The 23836-nt window shown below is 71.0% G+C and carries 24 protein-coding genes; 16 read left to right on the top strand and 8 right to left on the bottom strand.

The features are described from left to right. Positions 1–381: 381 nt before the first annotated feature. Entirely contained in the window at positions 382–2019 is a 1638-nt protein-coding gene (locus C1I97_RS05145; protein WP_111002033.1) for an MFS transporter, read from the bottom strand. A gap of 246 nt (positions 2020–2265) precedes the next feature. Further along, the gene (locus C1I97_RS05140) at positions 2266–3042 is read right to left on the bottom strand and encodes an IclR family transcriptional regulator (RefSeq protein ID WP_111002032.1); all 777 of its coding nucleotides are present in this window, start codon (positions 3040–3042) and stop codon (positions 2266–2268) included. Positions 3043–3113: 71 nt separating this feature from the next. On the opposite strand from C1I97_RS05140, the gene C1I97_RS05135 reads away from it, so the two are divergent. The 8 genes from C1I97_RS05135 (at position 3114) to C1I97_RS05100 (ending at position 10348) form a co-directional block, all read left to right on the top strand. After that, a complete protein-coding gene (locus C1I97_RS05135; RefSeq protein ID WP_111002031.1) occupies positions 3114–4274 on the top strand; it encodes a cupin domain-containing protein in 1161 nt (386 codons plus the stop codon). Positions 4275–4276: 2 nt separating this feature from the next. After that, positions 4277–5104: a fumarylacetoacetate hydrolase family protein gene (locus tag C1I97_RS05130; RefSeq protein ID WP_111002030.1), complete on the top strand. Its 828-nt coding sequence runs from the start codon at positions 4277–4279 to the stop codon at positions 5102–5104. Beyond that, entirely contained in the window at positions 5101–5733 is a 633-nt protein-coding gene (locus tag C1I97_RS05125) for a maleylpyruvate isomerase family mycothiol-dependent enzyme (protein WP_111002029.1), read from the top strand. The genes C1I97_RS05130 and C1I97_RS05125 overlap by 4 nt, the downstream gene beginning before the upstream one ends. A 29-nt stretch (positions 5734–5762) precedes the next feature. Further along, the gene (locus tag C1I97_RS05120; protein ID WP_111002028.1) at positions 5763–7034 is read left to right on the top strand and encodes an FAD-dependent oxidoreductase; all 1272 of its coding nucleotides are present in this window, start codon (positions 5763–5765) and stop codon (positions 7032–7034) included. Then, a complete protein-coding gene (locus tag C1I97_RS05115) occupies positions 7031–8224 on the top strand; it encodes a thiolase family protein (RefSeq protein WP_111002027.1) in 1194 nt (397 codons plus the stop codon). The genes C1I97_RS05120 and C1I97_RS05115 overlap by 4 nt, the downstream gene beginning before the upstream one ends. Next, positions 8221–8913: a 3-oxoacid CoA-transferase subunit A gene (locus tag C1I97_RS05110; RefSeq protein ID WP_111002026.1), complete on the top strand. Its 693-nt coding sequence runs from the start codon at positions 8221–8223 to the stop codon at positions 8911–8913. The genes C1I97_RS05115 and C1I97_RS05110 overlap by 4 nt, the downstream gene beginning before the upstream one ends. After that, the gene (locus C1I97_RS05105) at positions 8913–9596 is read left to right on the top strand and encodes a 3-oxoacid CoA-transferase subunit B (protein ID WP_111002025.1); all 684 of its coding nucleotides are present in this window, start codon (positions 8913–8915) and stop codon (positions 9594–9596) included. The genes C1I97_RS05110 and C1I97_RS05105 overlap by 1 nt, the downstream gene beginning before the upstream one ends. Positions 9597–9739: 143 nt before the next feature. Further along, a complete protein-coding gene (locus tag C1I97_RS05100) occupies positions 9740–10348 on the top strand; it encodes a TetR/AcrR family transcriptional regulator (protein WP_111002024.1) in 609 nt (202 codons plus the stop codon). A gap of 39 nt (positions 10349–10387) precedes the next feature. On the opposite strand, the gene C1I97_RS05095 is transcribed toward C1I97_RS05100, so the two are convergent. The 4 genes from C1I97_RS05095 to C1I97_RS05080 are packed head-to-tail and all read right to left on the bottom strand — an operon-like array spanning position 10388 to position 13819. Further along, positions 10388–11311 carry a LysR family transcriptional regulator gene (locus tag C1I97_RS05095; protein WP_111002023.1) on the bottom strand — a complete coding sequence of 308 codons (924 nt, stop codon included), beginning with the start codon at positions 11309–11311 and terminating at the stop codon, positions 10388–10390. 11 nt (positions 11312–11322) lie between these two features. After that, positions 11323–12465 carry an NAD(P)/FAD-dependent oxidoreductase gene (locus tag C1I97_RS05090; protein WP_111002022.1) on the bottom strand — a complete coding sequence of 381 codons (1143 nt, stop codon included), beginning with the start codon at positions 12463–12465 and terminating at the stop codon, positions 11323–11325. Continuing rightward, positions 12462–12650: a ferredoxin gene (locus C1I97_RS05085; protein ID WP_111002021.1), complete on the bottom strand. Its 189-nt coding sequence runs from the start codon at positions 12648–12650 to the stop codon at positions 12462–12464. The genes C1I97_RS05090 and C1I97_RS05085 overlap by 4 nt, the downstream gene beginning before the upstream one ends. Then, on the bottom strand, positions 12647–13819 hold the full coding sequence (locus C1I97_RS05080; RefSeq protein WP_111002020.1) for a cytochrome P450: 1173 nt from the start codon (positions 13817–13819) through the stop codon (positions 12647–12649). The genes C1I97_RS05085 and C1I97_RS05080 overlap by 4 nt, the downstream gene beginning before the upstream one ends. 209 nt (positions 13820–14028) lie before the next feature. On the opposite strand from C1I97_RS05080, the gene C1I97_RS05075 reads away from it, so the two are divergent. Genes C1I97_RS05075 through C1I97_RS05050 form a run of 6 tightly spaced genes read left to right on the top strand, consistent with a single transcriptional unit; the run spans position 14029 to position 20864 of the window. After that, positions 14029–15003, top strand: coding sequence for a phosphotriesterase (locus C1I97_RS05075; RefSeq protein ID WP_111002019.1), 975 nt, complete (start codon positions 14029–14031; stop codon positions 15001–15003). Positions 15004–15053: 50 nt separating this feature from the next. Further along, entirely contained in the window at positions 15054–16010 is a 957-nt protein-coding gene (locus C1I97_RS05070; RefSeq protein WP_111002018.1) for a phosphotriesterase family protein, read from the top strand. A gap of 30 nt (positions 16011–16040) precedes the next feature. Then, positions 16041–17156, top strand: coding sequence for an FAD-dependent oxidoreductase (locus C1I97_RS05065; protein WP_111002017.1), 1116 nt, complete (start codon positions 16041–16043; stop codon positions 17154–17156). Between the two features lie 5 nt (positions 17157–17161). Then, positions 17162–18085, top strand: coding sequence for an alpha/beta hydrolase (locus tag C1I97_RS05060; protein ID WP_111002016.1), 924 nt, complete (start codon positions 17162–17164; stop codon positions 18083–18085). A 37-nt stretch (positions 18086–18122) separates the two neighbouring features. Next, positions 18123–19064: an MBL fold metallo-hydrolase gene (locus C1I97_RS05055; protein WP_111002015.1), complete on the top strand. Its 942-nt coding sequence runs from the start codon at positions 18123–18125 to the stop codon at positions 19062–19064. A gap of 18 nt (positions 19065–19082) precedes the next feature. Beyond that, positions 19083–20864, top strand: a complete 1782-nt coding sequence (locus C1I97_RS05050; protein WP_111002014.1) for a CocE/NonD family hydrolase — start codon at positions 19083–19085, stop codon at positions 20862–20864. A 126-nt stretch (positions 20865–20990) separates the two neighbouring features. Here C1I97_RS05050 and folE read toward each other — a convergent pair whose 3' ends face one another. After that, positions 20991–21647, bottom strand: coding sequence for a GTP cyclohydrolase I FolE (folE, locus tag C1I97_RS05045; RefSeq protein WP_111002013.1), 657 nt, complete (start codon positions 21645–21647; stop codon positions 20991–20993). A gap of 1 nt (position 21648) precedes the next feature. Further along, positions 21649–21852 carry a hypothetical protein gene (locus C1I97_RS05040; protein WP_258382430.1) on the bottom strand — a complete coding sequence of 68 codons (204 nt, stop codon included), beginning with the start codon at positions 21850–21852 and terminating at the stop codon, positions 21649–21651. Between the two features lie 355 nt (positions 21853–22207). On the opposite strand from C1I97_RS05040, the gene C1I97_RS05030 reads away from it, so the two are divergent. Together C1I97_RS05030 and C1I97_RS05025 are read left to right on the top strand one after the other, a co-directional pair. Further along, positions 22208–22960, top strand: coding sequence for a helix-turn-helix transcriptional regulator (locus C1I97_RS05030; RefSeq protein ID WP_111002012.1), 753 nt, complete (start codon positions 22208–22210; stop codon positions 22958–22960). 180 nt (positions 22961–23140) lie between these two features. Next, positions 23141–23713, top strand: a complete 573-nt coding sequence (locus tag C1I97_RS05025) for a DoxX family membrane protein (RefSeq protein ID WP_111002011.1) — start codon at positions 23141–23143, stop codon at positions 23711–23713. Positions 23714–23836: the final 123 nt, after the last annotated feature.

The raw sequence follows: 23836 nt of genomic DNA, 5'->3' as shown, positions 1-23836 counted from the left end.
GCCCAGCGCGAGGACCGGCACCGCGCCGACGCCCTGCTCTCGCTCATCGGCAGCCTGGTGGAGGACTGCGCGGGCCGGTGACGCTCAGCCGGGGAAGCCGCGCCGCACCTGGCGCTCCGCTGACCTTCAGGCCACCGACTGGGCAAACCCGCAGGTCCTGGCCACGGTCGAAGGCCATGTCGGTCCGCAAGGGCCAGGGCAAGGCCGAAGTCACCGTCCTCGACCACAAACTCGGCACCGAACTCGGACCGGACGGCGTCGCGCTGTCCGTCGAACGCGCGGACGGCGATGCTGGGTCGGCGGCGCGGAGGGCACCGGTCGTCGTGACCGGTGCCCTGACGCGTGTGCGGATCCGACCGGGGAGCCCGGCGGCCGGGCCGCCTACCTGGTGGTGGCCGGTTCCGGTGTGTCGTCGTGGCCGGGCGGCAGGGGTGCGGACAGCTCGCTCTCGGCGGAACGGCGGGCGTGGACACCGATCATGCCGAACGCGGTCAGCGCCGCGGCGACGGCGGCCGCCACGCCGCAGACCAGGTAGGCGGTACTGAAACCGCTGCCCAGGGCGTCCAGGGCCAGACCGTGCGCCGCGGACCCCGGGGCGCCGGGCGGCAGGCTGTTCACGGCGATGGGCCCCCCGGCCTGGGCGATCTCGCGTGCCGCCGCCGCCTGACCGCCCGGCAGGTCCGCGCCGGACAGGTTCGCCGCGAACGCCGACCCCGCGTTGCTGAGGGCGACCGCGCCGACGACGACGGGGCCGAGGACGAAGCCGAGGTCGCGCAGCATGTTGGTGGTGGCGCTGGCCATGCCCGCCAGGTTCGGGGGCACGCTGTTCAGCGCCACGGCCGTCACCGAGCTGACGGTCAGGGCGAAACCGATGCCGATCAGCAGGGCGGGCGCGACGAACGCGCCGAGTCCCGGGTCGGTGACGTCCAGCCGGGTGAACAGCAGGCAGCCGATCGCCATCAGGACGAATCCGGAGGTCAGCAGCCAGGAAGCGGCGACCCGGTGCAGGAGCCGCGAGACGACCGGGATGAGCAGGAAGGCAGGCCCCTGGAGGAGCAGGAAGGGGAGCGCGACGCGGATCGGGTCCTGGTGCTGCACGGGACCCAGCCACATGCTCGTCGCGAAGCAGGCGCCGAGGAAGGCGAGCATGCCGATGACCGCGACGACGGACGACACGGTGAAGGCCCGGTTGCGGAACAGCTTCAGGTCGAAGATCGGGGATTCGGCCCCCAGCTCCACCACGACGAACCCGGCGAGGAAGCATACGCCGAAGACGAAGGCGAGCATGACGGGAAGGCTGGTCCAGCCCGACTCGGGGCCCTCGACGGCGCCGTACAGCACCAGGACGAGACCGACGGCGAAGGTGATCTGACCGGGCACGTCGAGCTTGCGGCCCTCGGGCGCCTTCGACTCCGTGGCCAGCGTCAGGGTGAGCACCATGCTGACCAGGGCGAGTCCGACGAGCACCCAGAAGGAACCGCGCCACGATCCGACCTTGGCGAACATGCCGCCGAGCAGCGGTGAGACGGCGGCGCCGGCGGACAGGAAGCCGCTCCAGAGGGCCACCGCGTGTGCCCGTTCCCGGGCGGTGCGGGTGACGGCGGTGATCGCGGTGAGCGAGCCGGGGAACATGGCGCCGGCGCCCAGTCCGTTCAGGGCGGCGCCGATCCACAGCACCTGCACGGTGGGTGCGAGCGCGGCCACGGCGCTGCCCGCGGCGACCAGGGCCGTGCCGGCCGCGACGAGCCTTCGCCGTCCGAAGAGGTCACCGAGGACACCGAAGGTGAACTCGAAGCAGACCACGGCGATCATGAACGCGGCGGTGATCCAGGTGAGCTGGGATCCGTGCGTGTTCAGGTCCTGCTGGAAGAGACCGTTCAGCGAGGCCGGCAGCGCATTCGCGACCTGGGCCACGAAGACCGCACCGCAGGCGGCAGCCAGTGTTCCCGCGTAGCCCGGCATCCGGGCGGCCCCCGCGGTTGGGCCCGGGGACGTGGTCGTCCCGCTGTTGAGCGTCATTGCTGTTCTCCCTGGCTGGGAAAGAGGCGGGCGTCCCGGAAGCGGGAGCCTTGAGAGCGTGGAAGGGCTCGGCTCGGCGTGCGCGGTGGGGGAGAAGGGCACGACGCGAGTCGGGCGTGATGCCGTGGAGAATGACACTCGCTTTACGTCACGTCAATGATGTGTTCGCAACATAAGGTGAGCAATGTTGGCGTAAGTTCAGCATTCAAGCTGTCGTTCGACCAGAGGTCCAGGGGCTCAGGAGGCTCAGTGCTGCTCGGCCAGGTCCTTTTCCAGGGCGTGCGCCGCGGCGTCCAGGGTGGCGGCCAGGAACTGGAGGCGGTGCGGGTCGTAGCGCACGCTGGGCATCGACACCGACAGACCGGCCAGCGCGGTGCCGTCCCGGTCGCGCACCGGTACGCCGACGGCGACGAGACCGCGTTCGGACCGCTCCTTGTTGACGGCGAACCCGTTGCGGCGCAGACGCCTCAACTCCGTCCGCAGCCGGGCGAGATCCGGGCGATCGGCCGGACGGTCGCGGTAACGCTCGAGGGCGTAGACCTCCTCCAGTTCCTCGTCGGAGAGGTCGGCGAGCAGGAGCAGCCCCGCCGTCGTGCGATGGGCCTGGAACACCATGCCCTCCCGGGAACCGACCCGCAGCGCCTGCCGGCACTCCACACTGGCGATGAACCGGGCCGTGTCCCCGGTGCGCACGATCAGGTTCGCGGTCTCGTCCAGAAGATCGACGACCCGGTGCAGATGGGGCAGGGCCGCCGCGCGCAGCCGCGACACCAGGGACTGGGAGTGCGCGGCGAGCTCCAGCACCGGCCCCGCACGGTAGACGCGGTCCTCGTCCTGCACGGCGAAGTCCCGGTAGACGAGCATCGCCAGGACCCGGTGGGCGGTCGACCTGGCGACACCCAGCCGCTCGGCGATCTGCGACACGGTCGCGCCGCCCTCCATCTGCAGGATGGCCGCCGCCCGCAGCGCGTGGTCCACGCTGGCGATGGGATAGGGCGGCGGTGTCTTGAGCGGTTTGTCCATGGCACGCTCCTTTGATTCTGCTCTACAGAATCCTCATGTTCTCCTGGAAGACACGATGCACGCTGTGGTCTGTGACTCAGTCCTCCACCGCCCAAGACATCGCTACGGGTTCCCCGGTCCGGCTCCAGGCCGTCTCCGCGGAGGGGCAACCCGAGGTCACCCCGGCGCTCGAAGAGCTGTACCGGGGCTTCGAGCAGGAGCTGCTCGTCCCGCTGTGGACCGAGATCGGCGACCTGATGCCGGCCCACCCGCGCTCGCGCGCCGTGCCGCACCTGTGGCGCTGGGAGCGGCTGCGGGAGCTGGCGGCCCGGGCCGGCGACCTGGTCCCCGTCGGCCGCGGAGGTGAGCGCCGGGCCATCGCGCTGGCCAACCCCTCCCTGGGCGGGCGGCCGTTCGCCACGCCCACCCTGTGGGCCGCCATCCAGTACCTGATGCCGGGCGAGGACGCCCCCGAACACCGGCACACCCAGCACGCGTTCCGCTTCGTCGTCGAGGGCTCGGGTGTGTGGACGGTCGTCGGCGGCGACCCGGTGCCGATGAACCGCGGTGACTTCCTCCCGCAGGCCGGCTGGAACTGGCACGCCCACCACAACGCCACCTCGGAGCCGATGGCCTGGATCGACGGCCTGGACATCCCCTTCCAGTACGTCACCGAGGCGCAGTTCTTCGAGTTCGGCCGCGACGAGCTCAGCGACGCCGAGCGGATCACCCCGGACCGCTCGCGCTCCGAGCGCCTGTGGGGCCACCCGGGCCTGCGCCCGCTGTCGGCCGTCCCGGCCACGCCGGGCAGCCCTCTGCTGTCCTACAAGTGGGAGTACACCAACGCCGCCCTGCGCGACCAGCTCCTGCTGGAGAAGGAGGGCTTCGGCGGCACCGTCGAGCCCGGCCACGCCGCGGTGCGCTACTCCAACCCGCACGACGGCTCCGACGTCCTGCCGACCGTCCGCGCCGAGTTCCACCGCATCGCCCGCGGCACCGAGACCGCGCCGGTGCGCGAGACCGGCTCGTCGGTCTACCAGGTCTTCGACGGCTCCGGCGTGGTGACCGTCGGCGACAGGTCCTGGACGGTCGGCCGCGGCGACCTGTTCGCCGTCCCGTCCTGGGAGCCGTTCTCCGCCAGGTCCGAGGCCGGGGCGACCGACTCCGACGAGGGCGCCCTCGACCTGTTCCGTTTCTCCGACGCGCCCGTCTTCGAGGCGCTCAAGCTCGACCGCACCCAGAAGGACGTCTGAACATGAAGCTCGCCACCATCCGCACCGCCGAAGGGACCCGTGCGGTCCGCCTCGACGGCGAGGTCCTCGTCGACCTCGGGTACGCCGACCTGGGCGAGCTGTTCGCCGAGGCCGACTGGCAGTCCAAGGCCGCCGCGGCCTCCGGCACCGCCTACCCGGTCGAGGACGCGGACTTCGCGCCGGTCGTCCCCAACCCGTCCAAGGTCGTCTGCGTCGGCCACAACTACACCAACCACATCAAGGAGATGGGCCGGGAGCTGCCGGACTACCCGACCCTGTTCCCGAAGTTCGCCGACACCCTGCTGGGCGCGGGCGACGACATCGTCAAGCCGGCCGAGACCGACGCGCTCGACTGGGAGGTCGAGCTGGCCGTCGTGATCGGCAAGGAGGTGCGCCGCGCCGACGAGCAGCAGGCCGCCGACGCCATCGCCGGCTTCACCGTCATGAACGACATCTCGGTGCGCGACTGGCAGTTCCGCACCATCGAGTGGACCCAGGGCAAGATCTGGGAGGCCTCCACCCCGGTCGGCCCCTACGTCGTCACCCCCGACGAGGCCGGCGGCGTCCGCCCCGCGCTCGAGGTCAGGACGGTCGTCGACGGCCAGGTCATGCAGCAGGACGACACCGGCACGCTGCTGTTCGACCCGGTCTTCCTGGTGCAGTACATCTCCACCGTCATCACCCTGCGCCCGGGCGACATCATCGCCACCGGCACCCCGGCCGGCGTCGGCAACGCCCGCGACCCCAAGGTCTTCCTGCTCCCCGGCCAGACCGTGATCACCGAGATCGCCGGCCTCGGCGCCTGCACCAACAAGGTGGTCGAGGGATGACCGCCCCCACGCGGACGTCCGCCGACGCGCGCGAGTGGGCCCGCACGGGCACCGAGCTGCTGCTCGACGCCGTCGCGGGCCTCGACGAGGCCGGTTTCTCCGCCCCCAGCGTGCTGCCGGACTGGACCCGGAGGCACCTCGCGGCGCACGTCGCCGCCAACGCCGACGCCCTGGGCAACCTGGTGCGCTGGGCGGCCACCGGCGAGGAGACGCCGATGTACGCCTCCCCCGAGGAGCGCGCCGCCGGCATCGCCAAGGGCGCGACCCTGACGGCCGAGGAACTCCGCTCCTGGGTGGACGCCTCCGCGCAGGCGCTCGACGAGGGACTGGACCGGCTCACCGACGAGCAGTGGCGGCACCAGGTCGTCACCGCCCAGGGCCGCACCGTCCCCGCCACCGAGCTCCCGTGGATGCGCGCCCGCGAGGTCTGCGTCCACGCCGTCGACCTCGGCACCGGCATCACCTTCGCCGATCTCCCGAACGGCTTCCTGGCCGCCCTGGTCGACGAGATCAGCACCAAGCGCGGGCTGACCGAGCTCCCCGACGGCCCTCTGCCCGAGGTCGCCGCCTGGCTGGCCGGCCGCCCCCACACGCTCGCCGACGCTCCCGAGCTCGGCCCGTGGCTGTAGCAGAGGAGCAAGTCATGTCCCACCCTGATGTGATCGTCGTCGGCGGCGGCATCGGCGGCCTCGGCGCGGCGTTCTCGCTGACCCGCCAGGGCCTGAGCGTCCGCCTGCTGGAGCGCGCCCCCGCCTTCGGCGAGGTCGGCGCCGGCATCCAGCTCGCCCCCAACTGCACCCGCATCCTCGACGACTACGGCCTCCTTCAGGAGGCCAAGAGCCTCGGCGTCGTCCCGGACACGATGGTCATGCGCGACGCCGTCGACGGCGACGAGCTGACCCGGATCGACCTGCGGGACCTGGAGGAGCGCTACGGCTACCCGTACCTGGTCATCCACCGCAGCGACCTGCACGGCCTGCTGCTGCGCGCGTGCGAACGCGCCGGTGTCGAGCTGATCAACGACGCGCAGGTGACCTCGTACGAGAACACCGGCGACGGCGCCCGCGTGACCCTCGCCTCCGGCGAGACCCACGAGGCCGGCGTCGTGATCGCGGCCGACGGCCTGCACTCCGTCGCCCGCAAGCTGCTCGTCGACGACGAGCCCGTCTCCTCGGCGTACGTCGCCTACCGCGGCACCGTCCCCGCCGGGCTGCCGCGGGTGAAGTCCGTCGACCTCAGCGAGGTCGTGGTGTACATCGGCCCCGGCTGCCACTTCGTCCACTACGGCCTGCGCGGCGGCGAGATGCTCAACCAGGTCGCGGTCTTCGAGTCGCCCAAGGCGCTGGCCGGCCGGGAGGACTGGGGCACGCCGGACGAGCTCGACGCCGCCTTCGCCGAGACCTGCGGCTTCGTCAGGGACGGCCTGCCGTTCATGTGGCGGGACAAGTGGTGGCGGATGTTCGACCGCGACCCGGTCATGAACTGGGTCCACGGCCGGATCGCGCTGCTCGGCGACTCCGCGCACCCGCCGCTGCAGTACATCGCGCAGGGCGCGATCATGGCCATCGAGGACGGCTGGGTACTGGGCGAGCACGTCGCCCGCAACCGCGCCGCCGACGGCACGATCGACTGGGACGCCGCCCTCGCCGCCTACGAGGCCGTCCGCCCGGAGCACTGCCGCCGCGTGCTGACCACGTCCCGCAAGTGGGGCGAGCTGTGGCACCTCGACGGTGTCGCCCGCGAGCAGCGCAACGTGCTGCTGCGCGCCCGCGACACCTACGACTACTCGTTCGTGGACTGGCTGTACGGCCCGACCGCGCTGACGCCGGACGAGGAGCCCCCCATGTTCACGCCGGTCCCGCTCTCCTCGGCGGCCGTCGAGGACGCGGAGGGCGAACCGCTGACCCTGACGGGGAGCGGCACACCGTGAGCGACGCCTACCTCTACGCGGCGGTCCGCACCCCGTTCGGCCGGTTCGGCGGAGCCCTGGCGGGGGTGCGGCCCGACGATCTCGCCGCCACCGCGCTGACCGGACTGCTGGACCGGGCGCCGGACCTGGACCGCGCCGCCATCGGCGACGTGGTGTGGGGCAACGCGAACGGCGCCGGCGAGGACAACCGCAACGTCGGCCGGATGGCGGTGCTGCTGGCCGGACTGCCGGTGAGCGTGCCCGCCACCACCGTGAACCGGCTGTGCGGCTCCAGTCTGGACGCGGCGATCATCGCCTCGCGCACCCTGGAGTCCGGCGACGCGGACATCGTCGTCGCCGGCGGCGTGGAGTCCATGACCCGCGCGCCCTGGGTGCTGCCCAAGCCGGACCGCGCCTACCCCGCCGGCCATGTCACGGCCGTCTCCACGACCCTGGGCTGGCGGCTGGTCAACCCCGCGATGCCGAAGGAGTGGACGGCTTCGCTGGGGGAGTGCAACGAACTGCTCGGGGAGAAGTTCTCGATCTCCCGGGAACGGCAGGACGCGTTCGCGGTGCGCTCCCACCGGCTCGCTGCCCGGGCCTGGGACGACGGTTTCTACGACGACCTGGTCCTCCCCGTGGAGGGGCTCGCCCGCGACGAGGGCATCCGCCCCGACACCGACCCCGGGAGACTGGCGGCTCTGAAGCCGTCGTTCCGCCCGGACGGGACGATCACCGCCGGCAACGCCTCCCCGCTGAGCGACGGGGCGTCCGCCGTGCTGCTGGGCACCGCCAAGGCGGCCGACCGGATCGGGCCGGCTCCCGTCGCCCGCATCGCCGGACGCGGGGTGCACGCGGTCGAGCCGCAGATGTTCGGCTTCGCCCCGGTGGAAGCTGCCGACAAGGCACTGCGCCGGGCCGGTATCGGCTGGAGCGACGTCGGCGCGGTCGAGCTGAACGAGGCGTTCGCGGTGCAGTCGCTCGCCTGCGTGGACGCCTGGGGCGTCGACCCGGAGATCGTCAACACCCGGGGCGGCGCCATCGCCCTCGGGCATCCGCTGGGCGCCTCCGGCGGCCGGCTGCTCGGCACCCTGGCGAAGGTGCTGCGCGAGCGGCGCGAACGCTGGGGCGTCGCGGCCATCTGCATCGGCGTGGGCCAGGCCCTCGCCGTGGTCCTGGAGAACGTCACCGACGAGGTGAGCCGGGGATGACCGCGACCATCGCCGCGACGGCCGACGAGGCCGTCGCGGGCATCGAGGACGGCTCGACGGTCCTGGTGGGCGGATTCGGTCTGGCGGGCATGCCGTTCGATCTCATCGACGCGCTGATCCGGCAGGGGGCCAGCGAGCTGACCGTGGTGTCCAACAACGCCGGCAACGGGGACGTGGGCCTGGCCGCACTGCTGAAGGCGGGCCGGGTGCGCAAGGTGATCTGCTCCTTCCCCCGGCAGAGCGACTCCTACGTGTTCGACGAGCTGTACCGGGCCGGCCGGGCGGAGCTGGAGGTCGTACCGCAGGGCACCCTCGCCGAGCGGATGCGGGCCGCCGGGGCGGGCATCGGCGCCTTCTACTGTCCCGTCGGCGCCGGCACCCCGCTGGCGGAGGGCAAGGAGGTCCGGGAGATCGACGGACGCGCCCATGTCCTGGAGTACCCGATCAAGGGCGATGTCGCGTTGATCTCCGCGCACCGGGCGGACACCATGGGCAACCTCGTCTACCGCAAGACCGCCCGGAACTTCGGCCCCGTGATGGCCACCGCGGCCACCACGGTCGTCGCCCAGGTCACCGACATCGTGCCCGTCGGGCAGATCGATCCGGAGACCGTGGTGACTCCCGGCATCTACGTCGACCGCCTCGTACGGGCCGAGGCCCGCCGGCTCACCGTGCAAGGAGCCCGCTGATGACGACCACGAACACCACGCCCGGCACGGGCCCCGTGGAGCACACCGACCGGGGCCCGCTCACCACCGACGAACTCGCGGCCCGCATCGCCCGCGACATCCCGGCCGGTTCCTACGTCAACCTCGGCATCGGGCAGCCGACCAGGATCGCCGAGCACCTGCCGCCGGACGCGGGGATCGTGCTGCACACGGAGAACGGCATGCTCGGCATGGGGCCGGCCGCGGTGGGCGACGAGGTGGACCCCGACCTCACGAACGCCGGAAAGGTACCGGTCACCGAGCTGCCCGGGGCGGCGTACTTCCACCACGCCGACTCCTTCGCGATGATGCGCGGTGGTCACCTGGACGTGTGTGTCCTCGGGGCGTTCCAGGTCTCGCACCACGGTGACCTGGCCAACTGGCACACCGGTGATCCCGACGCCATCCCCGCCGTGGGCGGCGCGATGGACCTCGCCGTCGGAGCGCGGCAGGTCCTGGTGATGATGAAGCTGTTCACCCGGGACGGCGCCCCCAAGCTCGTTCCCGCGTGCACGTATCCGCTCACCGGGACCGCCTGCGTCAGCCTCGTCTACACCGACCACGGCGTCTTCGCCCCCGGCCCGGACGGGGTCCGCGTCCTGGAGACGTACGGCACCACGGTCGCGCGGCTGCGGGAACGGCTCTTTGTCGACCTGCTCCCGTGAGCCACGGACGGCAGACTCGCGACGGCGTGCCCGCGATGAGCGTGAACAGTGCGACGCACGCTTAGTAAAATTTATATACGGTCCGTAAAGCGTGAAGTCGGTGTGTGTGCTCGACGTGCAGCGGGGGCGTTAGGATCTCGGGCATGGCGAACCTTCGTGAGGCGCAGAAGCGGATGACGCGCCGTCTGCTGCTGGAGTCAGGACTCGAGCTGTTCAAGGCGAAGGGGTACGCCGCCACCACGGTCGACGACATCGCGACTGCGGCGGGCACCACACGGGTGACCTTCTACGCATACTTCCCCTCCCGCAGCGACCTGATGAAGGCGCTCATCGACGAGCAGCTCAACGAGGTGCTGCAGCGTGTCCGTTCTCCCGAACACGGCTCCACGGCGCGGGACCTCGTCGCCACCGTCGCCGAGGGGACGCCGGAGGCGATCACGGCGTGGCTGCGGCGAACCGCCGACAGCTGGCCGACCATCCGGCCGATCATCCGCATCGGCCGCGATGCCGCGGTGGTCGATCCGGAACTCACCGACCTGGTCGAGCGATGGCTGGAGGAGGCCATCAGCGACATCGAGGACGGACTGACGACGGCCGGCCGCTTCGAACCCCATCAGCGCCGCTTCCGTGGGGTCCTCGCGATGGCCGAGCTCGACTTCGTCGCCCAGAACTGGGACCGTGCCGACTGGAAGCTGACGCGTGACCAGATGCTCGACGAGCTCAGCGCCAGCTGGGTACGGCTGCTGACCTGACGGGGCCCGCGGGACGGGGCGCGCACTCCCCGGCCGGCGTCAGAGGTGCCTCGCGACGTCGAACAGCAGCGCCCGGAGCCATTCGACGAAGTACTGATCAGTCAGCCGGGGATTCCAGACCATGTCGATCCCGAGCCCGGGAATCGGGAACGGGAACTCCTCGATCCGCAGGTCGACCAGCGCCTGCATGGCGGCGGCGACCCGGTGGCGAAGCAGGGCGACGCCGCCCGCGCGGGCGACCAGGCAGGGGACCAGCAGGAAGTCGGAGATCAACGTGCCGACGCGATAGGGGACGCCCCGCTCCTCCAGCACCGAGTACGGGAAGACCCGCCGATCGGTGTCGACGACGATGTGCGGCTGTGCGGTCAGCAGGTCGAGCGCGCTCGCGTCCGGTGGCGTGTCCGGTGAGGCCACCACCACGCAGCGGTCGTCGTACAGCCGCTCGCGCGGATACGGTGAGAAGTGCCCCTCGGAGATCAGCACGACGTCGACGCCCTTGTCGGTGAAGGTGGCCTCGGTCGGCACCGTGATCGTACGCAGACGCAACGTGGCGCGAGGAGCACGCTCGGCGATGAGCCGCGTCAGTCGGGGGCCGACGACGAACGCTGTGCTGGTCGTCATGGCGATCGTGATGACGCGCTGATCCGTGGCGGGGTCGAAGCAGGGGAAGTCCACGATGCGTGCCGTCTGCTGCAGCGCACTGCGCAGCGGCGCGATCAGCTCCTGTGCCCGCGGGGTCAGCGTGACGCCCGCCCCCTGCCGGACGACGAGGTCGTCACCCAGCAGACGCCGCATTCTCGTCAGGGCATGGCTCATCGCCGGCTGTGACAGACCGACTCGTTCCGCCGCCCTGGTCACCGAACGCTCCTCCAGGAGCGCGAGGAGGGGCACCAACAGGTTGAGGTTGACCGACGCCAGCCGGTCCAGCCCCGAACCTGCGGCGCCCTCTCCGTCGTATCCCATGGTGAAGAACCCTACGCGGCTGCCTGGCTCATACGACGCAGCCGGGGAATCGGGACCCGGTGGTTGAGCGCCGCGGCCACACCGGTCCCGTCCTCGCGCGACCAGCGCATCAACGCCGGCCCGCCCCCGGGCTCTCCGTCGACGTACGTCGGTTCCCCCTCCAGCGGCAGATGGCCCACAGCCTTGAGGCTCAGCCCGAACTGCTCGGTCCAGAAGTACGGCTGGAACCGCAGCGGCGGCGCGTCGTCGCCGTGGAGCAGTGCCCTCGCGGCGACCTTCGCCTGCTCGATCGCACTGGTCCAGAAGGGCATGCGGCGCAGGCCGTACGGCGTGGGGAAGGCCGCGAGGTCACCGACGGCGGCGACGTCGTGGCGGACCAGCCCCCGCGAGTCGACCGGGACGGCACCCTTCGGCGCGAGTCCGGTGTCCGCGAGCCATTCCGTGTTGGGCACGTCGCCGACGGCCGACACGATGATCTCCGACTCCAGGACCGTGCCCTCGTCGAGCACGACCCGGGCACCGCCGTCCCGTCGTTCGATCCGTGCCAGCTCGGTCTCGACGATCGTGAGCCCCTGGCCCAGGGCGGCCCGGACGAAGACGTCGGCGAGGTACGGGCCGAGCTGGAGGGTCAGCGGCGCGCCTTGGGAGACGAGGGTGACCTCGCAGCCCGAGGCCAGGCACCCCGAGGCGATCTCCATGCCGAGCGGGCCGCCCCCCACCACGACGACCGGCGGCTTGTCCACCAGCCGGCCGCGCAGGGACAGCGCGTCGTCCAGCCCCCGCAAGGTGAGCTCTTCGGGCAGGTCGGACAGCCGTCGCGCCCGGGAGCCGGTGGCCAGGACGACCCGGTCGTACGGCAGAGCCGTGCCGTCGTCGAGGGTGACGAGCCGACGATCGAGATCGAGTCCTCGCGCGCGTACGCCCAGAAGCTCTCTCGCACCGTGGCCGACCGGCGCGAGCTGGTGCGACGACAGGTCGTCGCCGTCGAGCAGGAGCGCCTTGGAGAGGGCCGGGCGGCTGTACGCGGGGTGCGGTTCGTCGCCGACGACGGTCAGCTCGCCGTCGAAGCCGGCCTCACGGAGCGAGTCGGCCGCGGTGAGCCCGGCGATTCCGTTGCCGACGACGACGACGCGGTCGACGGTGCCGCCGCTCATGCGATCCTCAGCGCCGCGACCGGACACACCCGGACGGCGGCGTTCGCCAGGGCGGCGTCGGCCTCCTCGATCTCCTCGCGGTGCAGCACCAGCTCACCGTCGTCGTCGAGGTGCATGAGCTGCGGTGCGGCCTCCTCACAGAGGCCGTGGCCCTCACAACGGGGACGGTCAAGAACGATCTTCATGCGGGGATCACCTCCAGGACGGGGAGCTTCTCGATGCTCCGGGTGGTGTTGCCGGGGACGCGGGTCTCGGGTCCGACGACGAGGCGCTCGACGCGCCGGGCCAGCGCGTCGATCACGGCGTGCGCCTCCAGGCGGGCGAGTCCCTGACCGGCGCAGCCGTGCGGGCCGTAGCCGAACGAGAGGTGGTCGACCGGGTTGCGCGTGACGAGGAAGTCGTCCGGGTCCTCGTAGTGCCGGGCGTCGCGGTTGCCGGCGCCGAACAGGATCGCGATCTGCGCACCCGCGGGGATGGTGACCCCGTCGATGTCGACGTCCTCGGTGGCGCGCCGCCCCCAGGCGTGGAGGGGAGCCCAGAAGCGCAGTACCTCGTTGAACGCCGCGGGCACCAGCGACCGGTCCTGGCGGATCAGGGCGAGCTGATCGGGGTGCGCGCCGAGGAGGGCGACGATGTTGCCGATCGACGCCATGGTGGTGTCGACGCCGGCACCGAGGTACTGGTGGATGATGTGACCCGCCGTGTCCGGCGGGATGGCGCCGCGTGCCTCGGCGTCGAAGATGCCGCGGCCCACGGACCCTTCGGCCAGGTCGTCGGCCTTGACCTGGGAGCACCATCCGTAGAGCTCGCCGGCCACGGGGAAGTTCTCGGCCGTGCGCTGGTTCATCGGGCCGAGGACCTGCATGGCGGCCTGCCCCCAGCGCAGCATGTTGTCGCGCACGTGGCCCGTGAAGCCGATCAGGTCCGCGACGACCTCCAGCGGGAAGGCCCGGGCGAGGGCGTCGATGGCCTCGAAGGAACCCTTCTCGACGAGCTCGGCGACGAGAGCGTCCGCCTTCGCCTCGATGCGGCCCTTCAGGCCGCGCAGCGCGCGCGGCGAGAGGTTCTCGGTGAGCGTGGCGCGCAGCTGGGTGTGCACCGGCGGGTCGGACGCGAGCGAGGTGCCGGTGAGCGCCTCGTTCGCCATCGGATTGAACGCGATCGAAGTCGAGGAGAACGACTGCCAGTCCGCGAGCGCGTCCCGGATGACGTCGTACCGCGTCAGCGCGTAGACGTCGTTCCTCCGGAGGTGGACGACAGGGCCCTGCTTCCGCAGCTCGGCGTAGACGGGGTACGGGTCGAGGACGACCTCGTCGGCGAAGAGGTCGACATCGGAGGTAGGCGGGGTGGTCATGCCGTCAGTGAAGTGGGCGGGCCGCGCATTCAGCAAGTGAATGTTTTACATGCTGTCACATGCACGACGTGCATGCTGTCATGCCTGGGTAACGCTCCGTGCATTATTTTTTCTGAGTGTTTATTTCATTGACGACATGTAAACCGAATGGCTAACGTGACTGCAGCCACAGGGTGCTGAGCACCCCACCCCGCACACGTGAGGCAGGCATGAGCGGCAAGAACAACACCGTGAACACCGTCCTGGGCCCGGTGCCGGCTGAGGATCTGGGCGTCGTCTCGGTCCACGAGGCGCTGCTGTCGGTGGTTCCGGGCGCGGAGTACGCCTTCGACATCACCATCGACCGCGCCGAGATCTTCGAGACCATCGCCGCGAAGCTGAAGGACTTCCGTGCCCACGGTGGCGGCACGATCGTCGACAGCACCGGCATGTTCCACGGCCGGGACGTCCGGCTGTACGAGACCCTCTCCCGCGCGACCGGCGTGCACATCGTCGCCTCGACGGGCCAGGGCCCGGAGAAGATGCTCGGCGGCTACTTCCTCACGCCGCAGACCAACCCGCCGACGCCGTGGCCGGCGGAGAAGTTCGCCGGCCTCTTCACCCAGGAGATCACCGAGGGCATGGTGGTCCCGCGCGTGGAACGACGCGGCGCCGCCGGCCTGGTGGCCACCGCCGCGACCCCCGAGGGCATGACCGCGACCGACGAGAGCCTGCTGCGCGGTGCGGCCCGGACCGCCCTGAGCACCGGCGTCGCGGTCTCCCTCCGCTACGGGAGCGACGCCGTCCACGACCTCGACGTCGTCCTGGACGAGAAGCTGCCGGCCGACCGCGTCGTCGTCGGCGGACTCGACCGCAAGGACGCCGTCGCCACCGGCGCCTCCCTCGAGATCGCCCGCCGCGGCGCCTACGTCGCACTCGACCACGTCGGCACGGAGGACGAGACCCACATCACCGATGCCGAGCGCGCCGCTCTGGTCGCCGACCTCGTGCGGGCCGGCTTCGGCAACCGGATCCTGCTCTCGAGCAGCGCGACCGGGGTGGCGAAGGGCCACCTTGGCAACGACCTGCCGTACAGCTACGTCCTGACCACCTTCGTCCCGCTCCTGGAGGCACAGGGCCTCAGCGACGAGGACGTGCGGCGGATTCTCGTGGAGAACCCGCGCGACCTGCTGTCGGTGCGCTGACCGCACCGACGCGAACACCCGTCAAGTCCTCTTTCTCAAAGGTGAGTTCTGTGTCGCGAGTGAACACCGTCCTGGGGCCCGTCCCGAGCGAGGAGCTGGGTCTCGTGGCCATCCACGAGCACATCGGCTACGGCATGCCCGGCTCCGAGCTGGACACGAAGTGGTGGAAGACCCCCGAGCAGCGGTACGAGGAGACCGTCCCGAAGCTGCGCACGTTCCACGAGTACGGCGGCGGCACCTTCGTCGACGTGACCGGGATCTGCAACGGCCGTGACGTCGACCACTACAAGTCGCTGTCCGCGAAGACCGGCGTCCACATCGTCGCCTGCACCGGCTTCGTCGGCGGCGACACCGCCCTGCCGCACTTCGCCCGGGCCGACGTGGACTACCTGACCCGGCAGTTCGTCCACGAGATCACCGTCGGCATCGGCGGCACCGGCAGCCTCGCCGGTGTCATCAAGGTCGGGGTGAGCCGCGGCGGCCGTATGACGGACCTGGACAAGCGCATCTACCGCGCCGCGGCCCGCGCCTCGCTCACCACGGGCGTGCCGATCCTGACCCACCTCGCGATCGACGCCGAGAACGCGATCGCGATCTTCGACGAAGAGGGCCTCCCCCTGGACCGCGTCCTGTTCGGGCACGTCGACGACGGCGTGAACGCCGACAAGACGCGGGATGTCTGGATCGCGGAGCAGGGCGGCCGCATCGGCTTCGACACCTTCGGCTACGAGACCGAACTTCCGGACCCGCCGTTCTGGGCCCGCCCCCGCAAGGAGCGCCTCGACCACTTCCTGAGGTTCATCGACGAGGGCCGCCGGCTGAAGCAGGTCCTCGCCTCCGCCGACGCCAACTGCAGCCCGCTGGGCTGGCCGGGCGTGAAGGGCCACACCGTCAACTACCTCTTCGAGGACCTCATTCCGGACCTCCGCGCCGCCGGGCTCGACGAGGCCGCGATCAAGACGATCTTCGTCGACAACCCGGCCGACTTCCTGACCATCCAGAAGTAGCCCGACCAGTCAGAAGCAGAGAGAACCACCATGCAGTCCTCAGCCTTGAAGAACCTGAAGATCGCCGTCGTCGGAGCGGGATACGGCGGCGCGGCGGCGGCCAAGGCCCTGAGCCTGCTCGGCGCCGACGTCAACGTCTACGAGCAGGCGAACCGGATCCGGGAGGTCGGCGCCGGCATCGGTCTGCGTCCCGCCACCATGAACCGGTTCCGCCAGTGGGGCATCTTCGACGCGATCGCGAAGGTGAGCTCGCCGAGCGAGTACTTCGAGATCCTCACGGCCACCGCCGAGCCGATCATGAAAGAGACGTGGCCGGCCGACGGTGACCAGACCCACACCCACCTGATCCACCGCGGGGACTTCATCGACGCCCTCCTGGGCGTGCTCCCCGAGGGCATGGTGCACCTCGGCCACAAGCTGGAGACCGTCCAGGACAACGGCGACAGCTCCGTCCTCACCTTCGCGGGCGGCAGGACCGTCGAGGCGGACCTGGTCGTCGGCGCCGACGGCATCAAGTCGGTCGTGCGCCGGCAGCTGTTCAGCGACAAGGGCCCGGTGTTCTCCGGTGAGCACGCCTACCGCGCGGTCATCTCCGTCGACGACACCCACGGGATGGTCGCCGACGACAACCTCCGGATGTACATCGGCAGGGGCACGAAGATCTACCTGCTGCCGCTGCGCCACCGGGGCCAGGTGTCGTTCGACATCACCGCCCTGTGCCCGGACAGCACCTGGAACCCGCAGGTCACGAAGGACGACATGCTGAAGACGGTGGAGGGCTTCGACGAGCGTCTCGTGAGCATCACGCGCGACCTCGACATGGACACCGTGAACATCCGCGCGGTCTACGACACCGACCCGGTCGACACGTGGCACTCGGACTCCGTCGTCCTCGTGGGCGACGCGGCCCACTCGATGCTGCACCACCAGGGCCAGGGCGCGAACTCGGCCATCGAGGACGCCGGCGCGCTCGCCGACGCCCTGCGGGAGGCGGACTCCGTGAAGGAGGGGCTGGCCCTGTACCAGGCCACCCGCAAGCCGGTGACCGACAAGCTGCAGCACATCTCGCGGCAGGGCTGGAGCGAGGACGAGATCAACGATGTCTTCCCCGGGCAGAAGCCCGCGGCTGCCGCGCCGAAGGAGTGACCCCCATGCCGCTGCATCCTGAAATCGCCAAGGTCCTCGCCGGCCTGCCGGCCCCGCCCGAGGGTCCGCTCGACCCGGTCTCCCTGCGCGCCGCGGACGAGGCGCACGTCACTCCCCTCGAGGAGCGCCTGCCGCTCCACGCGGTCGAGGACGTGACCGCGCGGACGGCGTCGGGCGAGGTACCGGTGCGGATCTACACGCCGGTCGAGGCCGACAGCCACGGCCTGCTGGTCTACTTCCACGGCGGCGCGTTCTTCCTCGGCAGCCTGGAGACGCACGACCACGTCGCGCGCTCGCTGGCCGAGGAGACCGGGCTCAAGGTCGTCTCCGTCGGCTACCGCCTGGCACCCGAGGCCGCCTTCCCGGCCGGTCTCGACGACTGCTACGCGGTCGTGCGCTGGGCCGCCGAGGAAGGTGAGAGCCTCGCCTGGGACGGCACGACCCTCGCCGTCGCCGGCGACAGCTCCGGCGGCACCTTCGCCGCCGCGGTCGCGGCCAGGGCGCACGACGACGGCTTCGACCGGATCACGCACCAGATCCTCTACTACCCCTCGCTGGACCTGGACTTCGACGTCGACCGCTATGCCTCGCTGCGGGAGAACGCCGTGGGCTACGGCCTGGAGACGGCCGGGCTGAAGCCCTTCAACGCCTTCTACCTCGACAGCGGCGCCGATCCCGCGGACCCGCTCGTCTCGCCGGTCAAGCGGGCGGACCTCACCGGGCTGCCGCCGGCCCTCATCGTCACCGCGCAGTACGACCCGCTGCGCGACGAGGGCGAGCTCTACGGCCGGCGGCTGCGGGAGGCCGGAGTGGAGGCGACGGTGAGCCGGTACGAGGGCGCGGGCCACGGCTTCGTCCAGCACTTCTCCTGGATCCCGGAGTACCACAGGGTCTTCGTCCAGACGCGCGACTTCCTCGGCCGGCGCTGACCCGGCCGACCCGGGTACCGAGTTCAGAAAGAGGGCCATGACGCACGCAGTCGACGTCCACCCCTTGGTCTCGCCATGGGGCCGGTTCGGTCTGTACAGCTTCTTCATCGACGCACCCGAGCCGGCCGTCGTCGACACCGGCATCGCCTCCTCGCCCGCCGAGGGGATGGCTCCCGCGCTCGAGGCGATCGGGCGCCGTATCGAGGACGTGCGCTGGATCCTGCTGACCCACGGTCACATCGACCACGTCGGCGGGGCGTACGCCCTGTGGGAGCTCACCGGCCGGCGCGCCCAGGTGGTGATCCACGAGGCCGACGCGCCGATGCTCCGCTCGCGGCGGGCCCACGTGGAGGAGTACCTCGCGGGACGGGGCCGGTACCTGGGCGATCCCGAGGGCGAGGCGAAGGTGGCGGCGGCCGCGAACGCCGTCATCTCCGGCGAGATGGAGCCCACCCTGCTGGTCAAGGGCGGCGAGACCCTCTCCCTCGGCGGCGACGTCACCGTCTCGGTGCACTCGATCCCGGGCCACACGCCCGGATCGGTCGCCTACGTCGTCGACGGGCAGCGATCGGTGTTCACCGGCGACGCCGTGCAGGTCCACGGGGCCGCCAACGGCTTCCCCGGCTACACGGACCCGGTCGCCTACCGCGCCGGCCTGGAGTACCTGCGTGACGAGATCCGTCCGCAGCACCTGTACCTCGGGCACCCGTACCGCCGCGCGGACGGCACGCCGTACGGCGTCGAGCTCGACGCCGCGCAGGCACAGGAGGCCATCACCCAGAGCCTCGCCGTCGAGGGCCGCGTCACCGCTGCCGCCTGCGGCTGCCTGGAGGCCGGCCTGCGGGAGACGGACTCGCCGTACTCCCCGTTCGCCCGCGTCGCCGAGGAGCTCGGCTACACCGGCGATCCCACGCTCGAGCCCTCGCCGTTCTTCACATCGATGCACGGCTACCGCACGCATCTCGAGCAGAACTTGTGACACAGGAGCTTCGCACTCATGACTGACTTCCAGACGATCCGGGCGGGCGAGCAGACGATCGCCGTCCGCAAGGACCTCCGGGTGCCGATGCGGGACGGCGTCGAACTCGCCGTGGACGCCTACCACGGCCAGGACGACACGCCGCGGCCGGCCCTGATCGCGATGAGCGCCTACGGCAAGGAACTGCAGGCCCTCGCCCTCACCACGCCGCCGCAGCTCCGGCCCAGCCCGATGTGGGACGGCTGCATCGAGGCCGGCGACATCGCGCGCGTCGTCAAGGAGGGCTACGTCCACGTCATCGGCGACATGCGCGGAACCGGTGATTCCGACGGCGTCATGATCGGCAACTACAACTTCGGCGGCGTCCCGCAGGGGCAGGACCTGTACGACCTCGTCGAGTGGGTCGCCGCGCAGCCGTGGTGCGACGGCAACGTCGGCATGATCGGCATCTCCTATTTCGGCTCCATGCAGGTGCTCGCCGCCGCGGAGCGGCCCCCGCACCTCAAGGCGATCTTCGTCAGCGGCGGCCACTACGACTTCTACGAGACCACCTACCACGGCGGCATCATGTGGTTCATGCCGCGCGCCGCCCGCGAGGGCCGCGGCGGGGACTCCGGCATCGCGCACACCAACGTCAAGTCCCGCATGCAGGAGGTGTATGCGCCCGAGGAGCTGAAGAAGCTCGTCGAGGAGCGGCTGAAGGACCCGGACGTGGCGGCCTGGCCGAACCTCGTGCACGTGCTCAAGTACCCGAAGAACCGCGAGTTCTGGTTCGACATCGTGATGAACCCCCTCGACGGCGACTGGTACGAGGAGCGCAACCCGATCACGCTGGCCGAGAACATCGACATCCCGGTCTACCTGCAGATCGACCAGGGACGCGGCTGGACCGTGGACGGCCACGTCGAGTTGTTCAATGTCCTGAAGGGGCCCAAGAAGCTGGACATCGGCTCCTACCCGCCCATGCAGTCGCGCCCCTGGATCGAGGAGCACGACAAGATGTTCCGCTGGTACGAGTACTGGCTCAAGGGCATCGACAACGGCATCATGGACGAGCCGTCCGTGAGTGTCTTCGTGGAGGGCTCGCGCGAGGTGGTCACCGCGGAGCAGTGGCCGCCGAAGGGGATCGCGTACAAGTCGCTCTACCTGCGCCCGCGCCGCAAGCTCTCCTTCGAGCCCGAGCTCATGGGCGCCGAGCACGCCGCCCCCGACGGCTTCTACCAGGCACCGCTCACCGTCACCGACAAGGTGGAGGTGCTGGACTGGCGCACCGAGCCGTTCGAGGAGCCCACCGAGCTGATCGGCACCGGCGCGGCGCACCTGTTCGCACAGATCGACCAGGACGACACCAACTTCATCCTGCGCCTGTGGGACGAGGCCCCCGGCGGCAAGCGGCAGCTGATCACCACCGGTTACCTCAAGGCCTCCCACCGCGAACTCGACGAGGAGCGCACCACCGAGGGCAACCCCTACCACCCGCACACCCGCACGGTGCCGGTGGAACCCGGGAGGATCGAGGAGTACGTGCTGCGGCTCCACCCGTTCGCGGCCACCTTCAAGCCGGGTCACCGCCTGGTGGTGGAGCTGTCGAACAACGAGCCGCTGGCCGACGCGCACAACGCGCTGCTGCCGCCGGACGCCTTCCACCTGCCGGTGGGCCGCCCCGTCACCCACAAGATCTACCGCGACGCCGCGCACCCCTCCCGGCTCGTGCTGCCGTTCACGACGGCCACGGCGACGGACGCGACACGGCCGGGCTCCGCACCCCACCACGGAGGAGACCGGCGCAGCGGTTCCTGACGCGGCCGTCACGACGCCGACCGGGGGGCCGCCGTACCCCCGGCGGCCCCGGCGGCCAGTAGTGCTTCGTCAGGTTCTGGGCCGGGCCGCCGGGGGAGAGGGGGGAGGCATGGGCGGCGGTGTCGGTCATGAGGCCGCGCCGGTCAGGGCGAGGAATTCGCTGCGGGACCGGGCGTCGGAGCGCAGCAGGCCGAGCAGGGCGGAGGTCATGGTGCTGGAGCCGGTGGCCTGGACGCCGCGCAGGGTCATGCAGGTGTGCTCGGCCTCGATCACCACCCCGACGCCCTTGGGCTCCAGGTGGTTCTGCAGCCAGTCGGCGACCTGTTTGGTCAGGCGTTCCTGGACCTGCGGCCGGCAGGCGAAGTGCTCGACGACACGGGCCAGCTTCGACAGGCCCAGGATCCGGGCGCCGGGCAGGTAGCCGACGTGGGCGGTGCCGACGAACGGCAGCAGATGGTGCTCGCAGACGCTTCGGACCGGAATGCGGCGGGCCAGGACGAGTTCGTCATAACCCTCGTCGTTGGGAAAGGTGGTGAGGTCGAAGGGGCGCGGGCTGAACAGTTCGGCGTACGCGCGGGCCATCCGGCCCGGTGTGCCGCGCAGGCTCTCCGAGGCGGTGGAGATGCCGAGTGCGTCGAGGAACCGGCCGGCCGCGGCCTCCGCGGCGGCCAGGTCGACACCGCCGGGCTCGTGGACCACCCGCAGGGCGGGCCGTGCGGGTGCCGTCCCCTCCCTGTCGTGCGGGTCCGTTCGGGCAGTGCCGCGGTGCGGGCGCTCGGTCATGTCAGCCGCCGCCGATGCCCAGGGCGGTGAGCAGGGCCAGGACGAGGGTGACCACGGCGAGCAGGCCGTGTGCCGGCACCACCGCGAGCGGGAAGTGCCGTTCGGCGGGGACGGCCCCTCCGGCTCCTGGAGCGATGGCGGCCGCCGGTGCCGTCCCGGCCGTGGCGTGGTCGCGGTGGACGGGGAGCCGGCGGGCCGGTGTCATGAACCCCAGCGGGGCGACCGGCAGCAGCGGGCCGAACGAAGTCCGGCAACCACTGCGAGCCCTGGGGCAGGAGTCCTGGGCGGTGCACGACCCGGGAAGCGATGTCGGACACCAGGCCGGCCACCCAGGCACCGATCGGCACGGTCACCGGGATCGGGCGGAACGGACGGCCGTACGGGCCGGCGAGTGAGGCGCTGACCGGGTGCTTCGCCTGAAGCTGAGACTCATGGGCCATCGAAACCTCCTTCTGGTTTCACCAACAAGTTTTGGCTTTATCGAGGGAGGCGTCAAGGCACCCAGCACAGAACGCCAAAGGAACACTTGCGCCCACGCAGGTGGGAGTTACTCTGGTCCTGTGGCTTCTGACCCGACTCCGCGGGCTGACGCGGCCGGTACCGCCATCGACTCCGTCAGCGTGCTGAGCGAGGAATCACGGCGGCGCATGTTCGCCTTCATCCGTCGTGCCCGCCGCGCCGTCACCCGCGACGAGGCCGCCGCCAGCGTCGGCATCTCGCGCAAACTCGCCGCCTTCCACCTCGACAAGCTCGTCGACGCCGGCCTGTTGCGCGCCCGCTACGCATCGCCCGGCGGGATCCGCAAGGTCGGCAGGCGGCCGAAGGTGTACGAACCCACCGACGCCCAGATCACGGTCAGCATCCCCGAGCGGCGCCACGAACTCCTGGCGGACCTTCTGCTGGACGCCGTTCTGACCGAGGGCGCCGACGAGAACGCCGCGCAGGCAGCCGTGCGGTCCGCCGAACAGCGAGGCCGGCGGATGGGCGAGGCCGCACGTGAGGAGACCCGGCCGGGCCGGCTGGGCCCCGAGCGCGGACTGACCGCCTGCGAGCAGCTGCTGGACCGTTACGGCTACGAGCCGGTCCGGGAGACCCCCACCCGGCTGCGGCTGCGCAACTGCCCCTTCCACCCGCTGGCCGCGAAGGCTCCCGACCTGGTGTGCGGCATGAACCAGGCCCTCCTCAGCGGCTTCCTCGAAGGCCTCCGGGTCAGCGGAATCCAAGCCGTCCTGGCCCCCGAGCCCGGAGAATGCTGTGTGCGGCTGGGCCCGAACGAGACCGATCACGATGACCAGATGACCCAGGACCACTGACGCGACGACGGCCGCCTGTCCCGCGGGCCACCCCGCCCGGCACACGGCACCGCCCGCAGCGGAAGAATCGTGTCCGGGCGCACTCCGCGGTGCTGCGTGGGGCCCGTCCCTCACCGGTTGCTCGGCATCCGTCCGAGCTGGGGGAAATGCCCGTTCCGGCATTCCAACCGGAGTATTGCCATGTTGACCAAGCGCATCCTGAACCTCTCCGCTCCTTCCACGAAACCGGTGGCGCATCCCACCGCCACCGCCACCGCCACCGCGCCGACGGCGACCGCCGCCGACTGCGGCCTGCTGCTCATCAGGCTGACCTTCGGACTGCTGATGGCCGCGCACGGCGCCCAGAAAGTTTTCGGATTCTTCGGGGGTGGTGGCCTGACGGCGACCGGCAAGGCGTTTTCGGCCCTGGGCTACCAACCGGGAAAGCTGTTCGCCGTCATCGGGGGCCTGTCCGAGTTGCTCGGAGGCCTCGGTCTGGCCCTCGGCCTGCTGACACCGCTCGCGGCCGCTGCCCTGATCGGCATGATGATCAATGCCATGGCCACCGTCACCGGCGCCCACGGCCTGTGGGAGACGGACGGCGGCGTGGAGTACAGCGTGTGCATCGCCGTCGTCGCCCTGGCCGTCGCTGCCATCGGTCCGGGCCGGCTGGCAGTCGACCGTTTCTTCCGCTGGGGTACGGGCGGCTGGCCGGAGGCCGCCTTCGCCCTGGGCCTGGGCGGCACCGCCGCCGCGGTCACGCTCAGTCTCTAGTGTCTTGAGTCTTTGATTCGCTGAAGATATCCGGCGAGGCGTTCGAGGATCTCGTCCGCGGTCTTCACCCAGGCGAACGGCCGCGGATCTTCGTTCCACAGCTTGATCCAGGCGCGGATGTCG

It is taken from the genome of Streptomyces sp. NTH33 (assembly GCF_003236365.1).
GTDB lineage: Bacteria > Actinomycetota > Actinomycetes > Streptomycetales > Streptomycetaceae > Streptomyces.
This window is presented reverse-complemented; position numbering and strand designations above follow the sequence as displayed.